This window comes from Sphingobacterium athyrii, from assembly GCF_003071065.1.
GTDB lineage: Bacteria > Bacteroidota > Bacteroidia > Sphingobacteriales > Sphingobacteriaceae > Sphingobacterium > Sphingobacterium athyrii.
The window spans coordinates 458,398-471,523 of sequence record NZ_QCXX01000001.1 but is presented as its reverse complement, the minus strand read 5'-3'; the positions used below and the strand labels follow the sequence as shown (position 1 = coordinate 471,523).

The window sequence follows — 13,126 nt, the reverse complement described above, 5'->3', positions numbered from 1 at the left end:
CAATTTCATGTTAAAAAAAATAATTAAACGACCGGTATTGGCCACCGTGATTTCTGTTTTATTGGTCATTCTCGGTGTTGTCGGTATGCTCAGCCTGCCCATTACCAAATTTCCCGATATTGCCCCACCTACTGTTATGGTGACCGCTGTGTATCCCGGTGCAAATGCCGAAACAATCGCACGTTCCGTCGCCCCACCCATTGAAAACGCTATTAATGGGGTTGAAAATATGGATTATATTTCATCAACGGCAAGCAATGACGGTACATTAAATATTACGGTAATCTTCAAATTAGGTACCGATCCGGATCAGGCTGCTATCAATGTTCAGAACCGTGTCGCGCAGGTGACCAACCAGCTGCCGGCAGAAGTGATCCAAAGTGGAATCACCACCTTAAAACGTCAAAATAGCATGATTGCGATGGTCACGCTGACAAGTAAAGATGGTACCATGGATGATCTCTTTCTCGAAAACTACAGCAAAATAAATGTAGTACCCGAGCTTAAGCGTATCAAAGGAGTAGGCGACGCAATGGTATATGGAAATAAGGACTACGCCATGCGCGTATGGTTAGATCCAAATAAACTGAATAGCTACAACCTGACACCAAGTGATGTGTCGCGCGCCATCCAGTCCCAAAATCTGGAAGCAGCTCCAGGTAGGTTTGGTGAGCAGAGCACAGAGGTGAAAGAGTACGTGATGCGCTATAAGGGGAAATTCACCGAACCTCGGCAATATGAAGATATTGTTATTCGGGCGCAGAACGATGGTTCGGTATTGCGTCTGAAAGATGTTGCCAAAGTTGAATTTGCAGCTTATAGCTATACCGTGGCATCCAACTATAACAAGAAACCTGCCGTCACCATGGCAATTTTCCAGATGAGCGGATCAAATGCCAATGAGGTACAAATTGCATTGCAAAAGCGCATGGAAGAACTGCAGAAATCTTTTCCGGGAACGATGGAGTACAAAATACCATATGCAACCAAAGAATCACTGGATCAGTCGATTGAGCAGGTCATTAAAACCCTGATCGAAGCCTTTATTTTGGTATTTATCGTGGTATTTATATTCTTACAAGATTTTCGTTCGACTTTGATTCCGGCCATCGCCGTTCCGGTTTCCATTGTAGGGACATTTTTCTTTATGAAAATATTTGGGTTTTCAATTAATATACTGACGCTTTTCGCCTTGGTACTCGCAATCGGAATTGTTGTCGATGATGCCATTGTTGTTGTCGAAGCCGTACATGCCAAAATGGAACGGCGAAAACTAAATGCCAAAGCCGCTACGATGTCTGCCATGGGGGAAATTTCGGGTGCTATTGTTTCGATTACGCTGGTGATGTCCGCAGTATTTGTCCCGGTAGCATTTATGGACGGTTCCACAGGTTTGTTTTATCAGCAATTCGCGTTGACATTGGCGATCGCAATTGTCATTTCAGCCGTAAATGCCCTGACACTGAGTCCGGCCTTATGTGCAATCTTATTGAAAACCCATGTGGATCATTCGCATGAAAATCATAAGGTTACATTCAAACAACGTTTTTTTGCCGGATTTAATGCGGGTTTTGATAAACTTACTTTTCGTTATGGAAAAGCAATTCTAACGATGATCAAACGCAAGTGGATCGCATTTTTACTTTTGGCTGTGTTTGGTGGCTTGTTTGCCTGGTACTCCATGAATACTCCAAAAGGTTTTATCCCGGATGAAGATCAGTCGTTTATCATTGTGACGGCCAACCTGGCTGCCGGAACGTCTAAAGATCGGACCACCGTGCTGATGTCCGATACCGAAAACAAGTTGATGGCGCATCCCGCAGTTCGTGAGGTAATCTCCGTGAATGGCTTAAGTCTATTTACCGGAGCAATGTCTTCCGCTGCCGGTACTTTCTTTATTCGCCTGAAAGCTGAAAAAGAACGTGGCGAAGTGCACAATCTCGGAGCGATTATGGGCGAGCTGCAGGGGATGCTTGCGCAGGATAAACGAGCGAACTTTCTTGTATTAAACACACCTACGGTAGACGGATTTGGTAATTCGAGTGGTATGGAGCTGGTTTTACAGGACAGAACAAATGCGGAATTGCAAAAACTTGGCAACATATCCTATGGCATGATGGGCGCATTGATGCAAAGACCGGAGATTGCCATGGCCTTTACTACTTTTGATGTTTCCTACCCACAATACGAAGTTGCTGTGGACGAAGCGAAAGCCGCACAGCTCGGTGTGGCTGTTAGTGATGTACTTGGCGTTATGCAAGGATATTACGGCAGCATACAGGCTTCGGACTTTAATCGCTTCGGTAAATATTATCGTGTACTGGTACAGGCAACTCCGGAATCCCGGACAGATGAAAAATCATTGCAGGGGGTGTTTGTGAAAAATAGCCGGCAGGACATGATCCCGATCAGTACGTTAGTGAGTATCCAGCCCGTTACCGGACCCGAGGTGGTGGAGCGTTTTAACTTATTCAATGCATCAAACCTTACGGTAATGCCCGCTCCGGGATATAGTACGGGGCAGGCGATGTCAGCTATCCAGGAGGTAGCCAAGCAGCTGCTCCCACCAGGTTATACCTTCGATTACAAAGGCATGAGCCGCGAAGAAAACATGGCGACATCACAGACTACAATAATTTTTGTGCTCTGTATTGTATTTGTTTATTTCTTGTTATCTGCACAATATGAAAGCTACATATTACCTTTTTCCGTACTGCTCTCCATTCCTGTGGGATTATCAGGCGTGTTCATCGGAATTGGTATGGCCGGAATTGCAAATAATATCTATGTACAGATTGCTATGGTGATGCTCATTGGGCTACTGGCAAAGAATGGAATTCTGATTGTCGAGTTTTCAAGCCAGCGCCGAAAAGCCGGAAAGAGCTTGATTGCGGCAGCGGTAGAAGGTGCAAAAGCGCGGCTAAGACCTATCTTAATGACGTCATTGGCTTTTATTACGGGAATTGTGCCGCTCGTTTTTGTTGTAGGACCTTCAGCAATGGGTAATCATTCCATTGGCTATGCTGCCATTTTTGGCATGCTGGTGGGGACAGTATTAGGGATATTCCTAACCCCTGTACTCTTTGTGGTATTTCAGTACTTCCACGAAAGATTGAATGGCCGTGAGCTGGATGAAAGTGAATGGGAGTACTAATTAAGGATGATATAATATGAAACAGATAAAAAGAAATTGCCGTTACGGTATGGTGCTGCTAGCGACTATCACAGTGCTGCATGCCTGCCGCGTACCACAATACGCTAGGAACGAGATGAAACCGGTCGATCGTTATCGAAATCAGGAGGAGGTGCAAGAACGCGATAGTAGTATCGCAAAGATATCTTATCGCGATTTTTTTAAAGACGAAATACTCATTTCTCTTTTGGACAGTGCTTTGAAAAAAAATAATGATCTGAATGTTGCCCTGAAGCAGATTGAATTTGCTTCGGAAGGGTATAAGCAAGCCAAGTGGCTGAATGTGCCTTTGCTGAATGCAAATCTTGCCAATGTGGGGATTAACCGCCCTTCTGACAACAGCATGAACGGTATGATGGCCAGTCAGTTTATGGGACAAAAATATAACATGGATTATACATCGTCCATTCAGCTATCTTGGGAAGCCGATATCTGGGGGAAATTGAAAGGACAAAAGCAGGAGGTCTTGGTGGATTTTCTTAAAACACAGGAGGCAGCGCGCGCAATTAAGACACGTTTGGTGGCTGAGGTCGTTCAAGGGTATTACAACCTATTGCTGCTGGATCGACAGTTGGAGATAACAAAACGTAATCTGGGATTTGCGGATAGCACGTTATTCATTCTCAATAAACAGGTTGAATTGGGGCTGACAAACATACTTTCCGTACAACAGCAAGAGGTGGCGCGGGATCAGGTAGCTAAACAGATTCCAGCAATTGAAGCCCGAATTCACGTACAGGAAAATGCATTGAGCATTTTAGTGGGTGAGGTGCCGGGGCCCGTAAAAAGAACTACCCGATTGGATCAGGTTCAGTCGCCGACCAATCTCTCGCTGGGGGTTCCTGCAAATCTGTTAAGCTACCGGCCGGATCTGCGCAGCAGCGAATTGGATGTCCGACGTAGCCTGGCCTCCATACACATCGCCCGGGCAAGTATGTATCCAAATTTAAATATCACTGCTCAGGGCGGATTAAATGCATTTAAAGCCAATAACTGGTTTAATTTGCCTGGCTCACTGTTTGCCGCAGCAACCGGAACTATCGTACAGCCGATTCTGAATGGAAGACAGTTAAAAACACGTTTAGAACAATCAAAAATTACGAAGGATCAAATGGAACTGAATTTCAAACAGACGATGTTAAAAGCAGTCGGTGAAGTGTCCGATGCGCTGATTCAGCTTGAGAAATCAGACGAACAACTGGAGACTTCCAATCTGCAGGTAGAACGCTCCGCACAGCTCGTGCAGAACGCCTTGCTGCTTTATAAATTTAATGAAGCAACATATTTGGAAGTAATTGTGGCACAGACCAATCGCTTGCAGGCCGAACTGGATCAGGCTACGGTGAAATCACAGAAAATTAATGCCATAACATCCCTTTACCGTGCTTTGGGAGGCGGCTGGCTCTAATAGCAGCATCTTAATATACGAACGAAATGAAAACAATAAACATGCTGATTCTGATCAATCCAAGTCAAAATCGCCGCGAAACTGAAAAGATGGCCTACGCATGTAGTGCTGATCGGTTTATACTTGTTGATGCCGATCTGGATTTTGCGGACCAGCTAGCCTTAATCCTTGAAAAAAGAAGGCAAAAAGTGGCTATCATACCGCACTTGGAAGGGTTGGAACAGCTGTTTTCAACTGTGGAAGATTTTCCTTACAGCATCGCCGTGGAATACTATGGAGCAGGCATAGGTCGGTAATTTGAATTTAAATTATAAAAATAACGATGATGAGTTATATGCAACTTTTTGCGGTAGGTAGGGGAATTCTACTGCGACGGAAGGAACTTGAAACCTATATTTTTTTACTGGTTCCGACAGTGATATCCATTTCTTTTAATCTAGATGACAAGGTATTCACGATGATGGTGAAATCAACAAAAAAAGTAGATGAATTGATTATTCGTCTGATGGAGCAAAAAAAGTTGAAAATAAGTCTTTTGGACTTTGAAGAGGAGCCTGCCAAAAAAGGCGTTTTTTAGAAAAGTTATTCCGGAAAGATATTGATCTTAACGATCTTAGGAAATATCTTTCCGGATATAATGCCTAATTGAAAATACCATTCTCCGCCGTTAAAATCACTGGAGCGCCATCTGTAATCATAATGGTATGTTCATGTTGTGCCATGTAACCGCCTTTGTCACCAACCATCGTCCAGCCATCATTTAATTCAGTAGCATAAGTGGAAGAGGTGGAAATAAAGGTTTCGATAGCAACAATTGAATTTTTCTTAAACCGTCTCTGGTCAAATCTATTCTTATAGTTGAGCAACTCATCTGGCTCTTCGTGTAAGCTGCGTCCGATGCCATGTCCACCTAGATTTTTGATCACTTTATAACCTCTCTTTTTTGCTTCTGTTTCCATTAGCTGGCCAATGTCCGCAATTTTAACACCACCACGGATATTTTTTATGGTTTTTTGAAGGATTTCCTTTGAAGCGTCTACCAATTTCTGATGGTTATGAATATCCTGACCGATTACAAAAGAAGCCCCGTTATCAGCCCAAAAACCATCCAGCTCAGCCGATACATCAATATTAATAAGATCTCCTTCCTGTAATAAACGGTCCGCAGCAGGAACACCATGACAGAATTCGTTGTCTACACTGATACAAGTCCAGCCCGGGAAATTATAGGTCAACGCTGGCGCTGATTTGGCACCATATGAAGTTAATATCTTTGCGCCATATTCATCTAATTCTTTGGTTGACATGCCTACCTTGGCATAATCGCACATCGCTTTAAGCGTTTTGGCGACTGCCGCACTCGCTTTTTGCATTCCGGTCAATTCGTTCTCGTTGGTAATAGACATTGCGCTTTTTTTGTGTTTTTGCTTATTGAATTAAAGATAGACAAAGGTCTTAAAAAAATTAGATAATCCCATAAAGAAAAGCAGGGCTAATGATTGCAAGACGAATTACGGGAGTTTTGGTATAAGAAAGGCCTGCTTTCGTATAAAATCTCAACTGGCGATAGGTTTAAATGATAGATTTGTGATAAATCTCGGATGAATATAAACTGAGAAGCGATCGAATTTTGGGTGCAATTTTAAATTTATAACATGAAAGCGAAGCAGATATTGATTTTTAAAAGCTCTGTGAGAACAAAGGAGAAGAAGACCTTCCTGATGCAGCTGTTAAAGCTCCATCTACCGCAGATACAGTCGGCTACCTTGGATCTGGATGATGAAGACGCCATCTTTCGGGTAGAAACAGAGGACTGTTCCGTAGATCTATTGACAGCTTTGTTGCATAGACATGGTATAAAAGTTGATTTTTTGGACCGCTTTGTCCTTGCTTAGCTCTATTCAGATCGCCGTACAGATGATCTTACAATAGCCCGCCTGTATACTGCTTAAAAAATAGCTCACGATAGATGTCGCCAATCGGGATTTCGAACTTGTCGATATATATCGTATGGTTGTCAAAAGAATCAATAAAGGACAAATTGATCAAATAAGATTTGCTGACCCGAACAAATATATGGGCCGGTAGTTTTTGGTGAATGGTTTTTAGATTCATTGCTGTAATCAGTTTGTTGGTACGGGTATAGATGACCACATAATCTTTGAGTGCTTCAATAAATCGAATATCGCCAAATAAGATTTTATAGTATTTTCGATCCGATTTGATAAATACAGCATCTTCATTCGCATCTTCAAAGGTGTTTTGATTTTCTTTTAAATTGAGCAGCTTTTTATAGCTAAACGCTTTATCAATTGCCTTGACCAGGCGATCTTTTTTAATTGGTTTAAGCAGGTAATCAAGTGCATCCAGCTCGAACCCCCGCAATGCATATTGGGCATAGGCTGTCGTCAGTACCACCAGGACATCTTTCGGTAAGGCCTGTGCAAAATCCAGTCCGTTGACGGTGGGCATTTCAATATCCAGAAAAACAAGGTCAACAGATCCAGTTGCGAGATATTCCTTGGCAGCTAAGGCATTGGAAAACTCGCCGAGGATTTCTATGGATGAAATTTCTTCGACCAGATTTCGCATTTCTTCCCTTGCTAAGGGTTCATCATCTACAATGATACAATTCATAATGGAATTTTTAATTTTACCTGATACAACAGGTCCTTTTTTGATATGTTAAGTTCGTAATTATTGCCATATAGCAAATCAAGTCGTCTTTTGGCATTGACTAATCCCAATCCACCGTATTTAGGATTAGTAGTCGAAAAATTTGGATCGCTCGAATTTTCACATTCAAAACAAAGTTGCCCATCGGTCTGTGTAAAGTGAATGGCAATAAAGGTATTTTCATTGTGTATATTGACACTATGTTTAATCGCATTCTCGATAAAAGCGGTAAAAAGATGTGGCGGCAGAAAAATACTTTGTTTTTCGAGTTCCGCGGCACAGGAAAGTGAGGTTTTCAAATTATCCCTGCGTATTTCCTCAAGTTTTAGAAAATTGAAAATAAAGTTTATTTCGGATTTTAAGAGTGTTTTATCTGCATCATTTTCATACAGTTGGTACCGCAGAAAATCGGATAGTTTGATAATAACCTCGGTGGCCATACTCGGGTTTTTCCGAATCAGAGCCTTCACATTATTGAGCATGTTAAACAAGAAATGTGGCTGAATCTGGTTCTTTAATGCATTTAACTCCGTTGTAAGCGCCAAGTTTTTTAAATCTGAAATGCGTTTATTGTCTTCGATCCAACGTTTAAAAAGTTTAAACGTAGTGGTGGTCAAAATGATGGGAACACAGATAAAAAGACCGCTCACAAAACTCATGGTATTGGTTCGTTGCCTTTCAATTGCCGGAATATGGATGCTAAAGATATAGATTGCGATCTGCATGACAACAAGCAGGCTCGCTGTCACCAGCAAAATGAGCAATACCGTGTAGATTTCATATTTTCCCCTGAAAAAAAACTGTGGTATCAATACGTACATATTGATATAGAACATTGCGACGAAAACCGTCCAAAGCGCCAGGGAGAAGTAGGTCTTATAATTTCCTAAAAATTGTGCATTTGTATTGGCATTGGCAAAAAGAATAAGCAAACCAATTAAGAACAGACCATGTCGTAAAAATCTGAATTTCTTTTCCGTTAGGTAGCGTAAAACAATACGGTTGTTGCAGTCTAGCATATTGATCTGGTTTATTGACCCTGATTTCGCAAATGTAACTTTTTTTGTTTCAAAATGATTTTGTTTTATATGAACACTGCTTTTTTTTATACCAAAGTGAAATCGGTAGATAGAATGGATAAAAAGCTCTTTTGAAGCTGCCCACCTTTCGTATAAAATATTGACCTTTTTGTATAAAAAATAAAATGAGCGTTTCCTATTGATCTATTCTTGTAACACGTCGGCTGCTCCGTTCTAATTTTCGAAAGAGCAGTTTTTCGGGTTTCCTTTAATTGAAAAAGAATAGATAAAAAAAACGTATATCCACATGAAAAAGAACTTGGTGTTGCTTGGGAGCTTTGCTCTTGTATGCAGCAGTTCCGCACAGACCAAAGATAGTATTCCGCAAAAAGTACAGGCCATTGTAGCCGACAAATTTCCTGCAGCGCGGGTGCTAAATCTAAGTTATGAATATAATGGCGGTTACAAATATTCATCCAATGTTAAAGGGGGCGTCATTACGCGAGGTAAGGTAGAGTCACTCCATCAGGCTGGCGGGAACTTGAATGTCAATTTTTTAAACCGGCGTAGCTGGACGTTAGGTACTAGCCTCGGTTATCAGTATACTTCATTCAATGTCCAAGAATCAGATTTAAGCACGCAGCCGCAAAAAATGCGTAAACAAGATTTCCATTACCATTATGAATCACTTAATTTTTCTTACTTCTCAAAATTATTTGGAAAAATGGTTATTTATTCCGCTAGTTTCATGACGGATGGAAGCGATAAGGGGATTGAACGGATGCGTGGGATATTGACCGGAACATGGGTATTAAAAGCAACTCGAGATGTACAAATGACAATCGGCTTACTCGGGTTTATTGATCCTGCGGCAATTATTCCTGTTGTTCCTACCTTCACCTATAAGCAGCAATATCGCGATGGGTGGATGATAGATGTGCTATTACCCAAGGGCGCCTACGTCCGAAAAGCAATGTTGCGAAATGGTCGTCTTTCTCTGGGGGCAGATCTCAGCACGACTACATTCTACCTCAATGATTTTTGGGGATCAGACAAGGTCTATACCTTTAGTCAGATGGAGATCAACTCGGGATTGACCTACGAACATAATTTGGGAAGATCGTTTATTGCAACGCTCAAATCTGGTATGAAGAACATTCCGAGATCAAGGATATTTGAAAAAAGTGAACGGCAAAATAATTATGTATGGGAAGCTTCTGCGGACCCGTCGTTTTATGTCAATGTTGGACTTTCTTTTAATCCCTTTGCAAAAAAAAGACGTTAGGGCAGGGCTGATCATCGGCAAGGGAATTTGACGGGATTGTACAAAGATTTACTCAGTTTCTTGGATTATTATGTTGTTTTAGTGTTTGAACATTCAAATATTTGCTATATTTATTTTATAAATAGAAATTAAAATAAGGTTAATTGTATGTATACTGCTTTCCGGGTTTAATTTCTTTTATCAAATTTAGGTGATACTAAGCCTGTAACAAGGCATTTGAATAAATAATAAAGCAAAAAAAGAAAAGAAAATGGCATTATTAGAAACCCTTGAATGGCGTTATGCGACCAAGAAATACGATTCAACAAAGAAGGTTGATCCGAAAGACGTAGATAAAATTATCGAAGCAGCACGTATGGCACCGAGCTCCTCGGGATTGCAACCTTTCCGTGTCGTGTTGATTACAGATCAACAATTGAAAGAACAAATTGTACCTGTAGCTTGGGGGCAACAAATTATTGCAGAAAGCTCTCATCTTTTGGTTTTTGCGGCATGGGATAAATACACAGATGAACGTATTGATGCGACGTTTGACCAGATGAATAACCATAGAGGTTTACCATTGGATACAACTGATGATTACAAAAATAAATTAAAAAGTATGTTTGCTGCGCTTACGGAGGAACAGCAGGCAGCGCATGCCGCGAAACAGGCTTATATTTCTTTTGGAATGGCCATCGCGCAAGCTGCGGAATTGAAAGTGGATGCTACACCAATGGAGGGATTTTCCAACGGGGAGCTGGATAAGTTATTGGGATTAGACAAATTGGGGCTAAAAAGTGTTGTTCTGCTACCCTTAGGTTACCGTTTGGGTGAAGAGGATTGGTTGCTGAAATTGAAAAAATTTAGATTGCCTAAAACTGAGTTTTTGATTGAACTACCTTAATAGCACGAATTTAAAGTGCTGTAACAAGGGCATGATTTAATTGTAATCTCTGACAATACACAAGAAAGGGGCTATATATAGCCCCTTTCTTGTGTATTGATGCCTCGTTAACGGAGCAAATTAAAATTGATATGCGACACTACCTAGGATATTTCTAGGCATTTGAGGATTTACGGTAGTCCAACCTTTGAAATAGGTTTGGTTGGTCAGGTTGTTTCCTTTTACCGCAAATTCAAAATGTTTATACCCGTAGGAGAGGCTTGCATTAAATAGTGTATATGACGGTAGTGAAAAAATACCTGTAGGTACACTGTTGGTAATCAGATTTTCACTGGCATAATTCAATCCCGCCCCGATACCGAGCCCTTTGAGTGTTCCTTTTTGTAGAATATAGTTGGCCCATAGGTTCGAAAGATGTTTTGGCCCAGCTTCTGTTGGACGTAAATTATTCACATTTTCAGCAGCTTTTGTCGTTTTGCTATCATTAAAACTATAACTAAATATAACATTCAAGCCTTGGACCGGAGCAGCTGTTAAATCAAAATCTATTCCCCGGCTTAAACGTGTACCATCTTGAATGGTAATATTGTAGGACTCCCCATCAATAACTCTTGCTTCAGAGCGCAACATATTATCAACGGTAATGTCGTAGTAGCTTGCCGTTAGACCAAGTTTATCGTTGAGCAGATTAAATTTAACCCCGGCTTCCCACTGTGAGGCCTGCTGTGGTTTAAAGTCCCCGGATATACTCGGATGTGGTTGTACGACAGGAGCAACATTCTTGAATCCATTTTGATAATTAGCGAAAAATGAGACTTTATCTTTGATAAATTCATATACTAAACCTGCACGTGGAGAAAATGCGGTTTGATTGAAAGCTCCTGTCGTGGTGTCTTTGTCGAAATTATAAGTTCCCTGATTGTCAAAGTAATCCATACGTAAAGCAACATTCAGATGTAACTGTGGAGTGAGATCCAAAACATCGGAGACATAGGCGCCCAAGACCTGATTACGGCTTCTCGTATTTGTTTCGGCTCCTGTTGAAGCGGCTATTGCTGCATCGATATTAGCCGCATTGAATCTAGCATATCTTGGATCATCAAAGGAGGTATTGAGCTGATCAAATAAGATATAAGGCGAATTATGACTTTCTGCTTGTTGGAAAAGATAGTCGACGCCGACGAGCAGCCTGTTTCGAAGTTCCCCGAGATGAAAGTCCCCGACAAAATTTTGCTGTGCATTGAAATTGCTGGCGGTGTAGTTCTGGTCAGCGACATAGCGATTGATCAATGTATCGTTATTCGCCTGGAGATACATGACATATTGAAAATAACCGTCTGATTTACGTCTATTGTAATTTACCGTTGTATGGGAGGTCCATTGTTCGTTGAAACGGTAGGTGACGTTGCCCCGTACATTCGTGGTAGGATTTTTAAAGGTCACGTCGTCATTCGTATACGATTTACCGAAATCAAACTGTAGTTCATCGGGCGTCCTCGCAAATAACTGGCGTGAACGATTGAGAAATACCATTAACGGATTGGTTGCCTTGTTTTGAAAGAGTTCGAAATCCAATTGGATGTCAAGTTTTTCACTTGGCCGGTAGAGCAATGAGGGGGCGATAAAAAATGATCTGTTGAAACCCGCGTCCTGATAGTTGCCGACATTTGTAAGTGCTGTATTCACACGGCCTAGAAGCTTTTTATCTGCGGTTAGTGGACCATATACGTCCGCTGTGAAACGATGCTGCGCATAACTGCCCAAAATATAATTGACACGACCACCGACAGTATCCAATGGCCTCTTGGTTATATTGTTGATTAGTCCGCCAAATCCAACTGCCGCTCCACCATAAAGTGAGCCCGAGGGCCCTTTGATTACCTCAATGGATTCAAGATTGGCTGGGTCTGGACTGGTGCTGGCGATGCCCACCACACCGTTAACCATTGCAGTCTGCGTGCTAAAACCTCGTAATGTGTAATAGGTGACACCATCACCTGGTCTTCCTGTTGAAGCCCATAATTTGTCAATACCCGAAACGTTCGCCATAGCATCGTCGTAATTGGTGTTAAGCTGGCTTTTTAATAACTCTTTAGTAACGACGGCGTATGATTGGGAGTTTTCAAGGTTGTTGAGCGGCATTTTAGAGACGTAAATGCTTTGTTTACGGGTATATTTATTGGATCCATTTCCATTAATAACAATCTCTTGTAAGGTAGATTGGTTTTCGTTGAGGTAAATATCTGGAATCCGGTTTTTGTCTTCTACAATTTGGATTGTACGGGTCAAAGACTGTAAGCCCACCGCTGATATCTCCAGTCTTGCTTCACCCGGCTTTAAAGATTTAAATTGGTATGAGCCGTTGGTTCTCGTTAACACGGTGATGTCTTGCGGGTACAATTTTACCGTAATACCCGAAATAGGCTTTCCATCGGAGGAGAAAATTTTACCGTAAATTTCGGCTTTGTGCTGTCCTTGGGCAAGTAGGGTGCCCGGAATAATCAACAGGAGGTAGATGATAATTTTATTCATGTTGGTTTGTAGTCTTAATTAGATTAATTATAAACAACGCAAAGGTATTACTCCTGTGATATTTTTCAAAGTATTATTTATTTAATTTTTGCTCCCATATCAGTCCGCAGATCGGCGACTTAGCTGT

At 41.4% G+C, this 13,126-nt stretch carries 11 protein-coding genes; 7 read left to right on the top strand and 4 right to left on the bottom strand.

Annotated elements, in window-relative coordinates; all coding sequences use genetic code 11:
* Positions 1 to 7 precede the first annotated feature (7 nt).
* From DCO56_RS02050 to DCO56_RS02035, 4 genes are read left to right on the top strand one after another with little or no spacing between them, the layout of a single operon-like run.
* Positions 8 to 3,154, top strand: a complete 3,147-nt coding sequence (locus tag DCO56_RS02050) for an efflux RND transporter permease subunit (protein WP_108632090.1) — start codon at positions 8 to 10, stop codon at positions 3,152 to 3,154.
* Positions 3,155 to 3,170: 16 nt separating this feature from the next.
* A complete protein-coding gene (locus DCO56_RS02045; RefSeq protein WP_108632089.1) occupies positions 3,171 to 4,601 on the top strand; it encodes a TolC family protein in 1,431 nt (476 codons plus the stop codon).
* A gap of 26 nt (positions 4,602 to 4,627) precedes the next feature.
* Positions 4,628 to 4,897 (top strand): hypothetical protein, encoded by a 270-nt coding sequence (locus DCO56_RS02040; protein WP_108632088.1) that lies wholly within the window; start codon positions 4,628 to 4,630, stop codon positions 4,895 to 4,897.
* Between the two features lie 26 nt (positions 4,898 to 4,923).
* The gene (locus tag DCO56_RS02035) at positions 4,924 to 5,178 is read left to right on the top strand and encodes a hypothetical protein (protein WP_146190955.1); all 255 of its coding nucleotides are present in this window, start codon (positions 4,924 to 4,926) and stop codon (positions 5,176 to 5,178) included.
* Positions 5,179 to 5,242: 64 nt separating this feature from the next.
* On the opposite strand, the gene map is transcribed toward DCO56_RS02035, so the two are convergent.
* Positions 5,243 to 6,007: a type I methionyl aminopeptidase gene (gene map / locus DCO56_RS02030; protein WP_108632086.1), complete on the bottom strand. Its 765-nt coding sequence runs from the start codon at positions 6,005 to 6,007 to the stop codon at positions 5,243 to 5,245.
* Between the two features lie 249 nt (positions 6,008 to 6,256).
* On the opposite strand from map, the gene DCO56_RS02025 reads away from it, so the two are divergent.
* Positions 6,257 to 6,496: a hypothetical protein gene (locus tag DCO56_RS02025; RefSeq protein WP_104382394.1), complete on the top strand. Its 240-nt coding sequence runs from the start codon at positions 6,257 to 6,259 to the stop codon at positions 6,494 to 6,496.
* Positions 6,497 to 6,524: 28 nt separating this feature from the next.
* Here DCO56_RS02025 and DCO56_RS02020 read toward each other — a convergent pair whose 3' ends face one another.
* Entirely contained in the window at positions 6,525 to 7,238 is a 714-nt protein-coding gene (locus DCO56_RS02020) for a LytR/AlgR family response regulator transcription factor (protein ID WP_108632085.1), read from the bottom strand.
* A complete protein-coding gene (locus DCO56_RS02015) occupies positions 7,235 to 8,296 on the bottom strand; it encodes a sensor histidine kinase (protein WP_108632084.1) in 1,062 nt (353 codons plus the stop codon). The genes DCO56_RS02020 and DCO56_RS02015 overlap by 4 nt, the downstream gene beginning before the upstream one ends.
* 307 nt (positions 8,297 to 8,603) lie before the next feature.
* On the opposite strand from DCO56_RS02015, the gene DCO56_RS02010 reads away from it, so the two are divergent.
* Together DCO56_RS02010 and DCO56_RS02005 are read left to right on the top strand one after the other, a co-directional pair.
* Positions 8,604 to 9,581, top strand: coding sequence for a DUF6268 family outer membrane beta-barrel protein (locus DCO56_RS02010; protein WP_108632083.1), 978 nt, complete (start codon positions 8,604 to 8,606; stop codon positions 9,579 to 9,581).
* Between the two features lie 250 nt (positions 9,582 to 9,831).
* The gene (locus DCO56_RS02005; RefSeq protein WP_108632082.1) at positions 9,832 to 10,467 is read left to right on the top strand and encodes a nitroreductase family protein; all 636 of its coding nucleotides are present in this window, start codon (positions 9,832 to 9,834) and stop codon (positions 10,465 to 10,467) included.
* A 120-nt stretch (positions 10,468 to 10,587) separates the two neighbouring features.
* Here the strand turns inward: DCO56_RS02005 and DCO56_RS02000 are convergent, their stop codons facing one another.
* Entirely contained in the window at positions 10,588 to 12,999 is a 2,412-nt protein-coding gene (locus DCO56_RS02000) for a TonB-dependent receptor (protein WP_108632081.1), read from the bottom strand.
* Positions 13,000 to 13,126 lie beyond the last annotated feature (127 nt).

Coding starts and splice junctions, on each gene's coding strand:
- DCO56_RS02050 (WP_108632090.1), top strand. CDS start 8: ATGTTAAAAAAAATAATTAAACGACCGGTATTGGCCACCGTGATTTCT.
- DCO56_RS02045 (WP_108632089.1), top strand. CDS start 3,171: ATGAAACAGATAAAAAGAAATTGCCGTTACGGTATGGTGCTGCTAGCG.
- DCO56_RS02040 (WP_108632088.1), top strand. CDS start 4,628: ATGAAAACAATAAACATGCTGATTCTGATCAATCCAAGTCAAAATCGC.
- DCO56_RS02035 (WP_146190955.1), top strand. CDS start 4,924: ATGATGAGTTATATGCAACTTTTTGCGGTAGGTAGGGGAATTCTACTG.
- map (WP_108632086.1), bottom strand. CDS start 6,007: ATGTCTATTACCAACGAGAACGAATTGACCGGAATGCAAAAAGCGAGT.
- DCO56_RS02025 (WP_104382394.1), top strand. CDS start 6,257: ATGAAAGCGAAGCAGATATTGATTTTTAAAAGCTCTGTGAGAACAAAG.
- DCO56_RS02020 (WP_108632085.1), bottom strand. CDS start 7,238: ATGAATTGTATCATTGTAGATGATGAACCCTTAGCAAGGGAAGAAATG.
- DCO56_RS02015 (WP_108632084.1), bottom strand. CDS start 8,296: ATGCTAGACTGCAACAACCGTATTGTTTTACGCTACCTAACGGAAAAG.
- DCO56_RS02010 (WP_108632083.1), top strand. CDS start 8,604: ATGAAAAAGAACTTGGTGTTGCTTGGGAGCTTTGCTCTTGTATGCAGC.
- DCO56_RS02005 (WP_108632082.1), top strand. CDS start 9,832: ATGGCATTATTAGAAACCCTTGAATGGCGTTATGCGACCAAGAAATAC.
- DCO56_RS02000 (WP_108632081.1), bottom strand. CDS start 12,999: ATGAATAAAATTATCATCTACCTCCTGTTGATTATTCCGGGCACCCTA.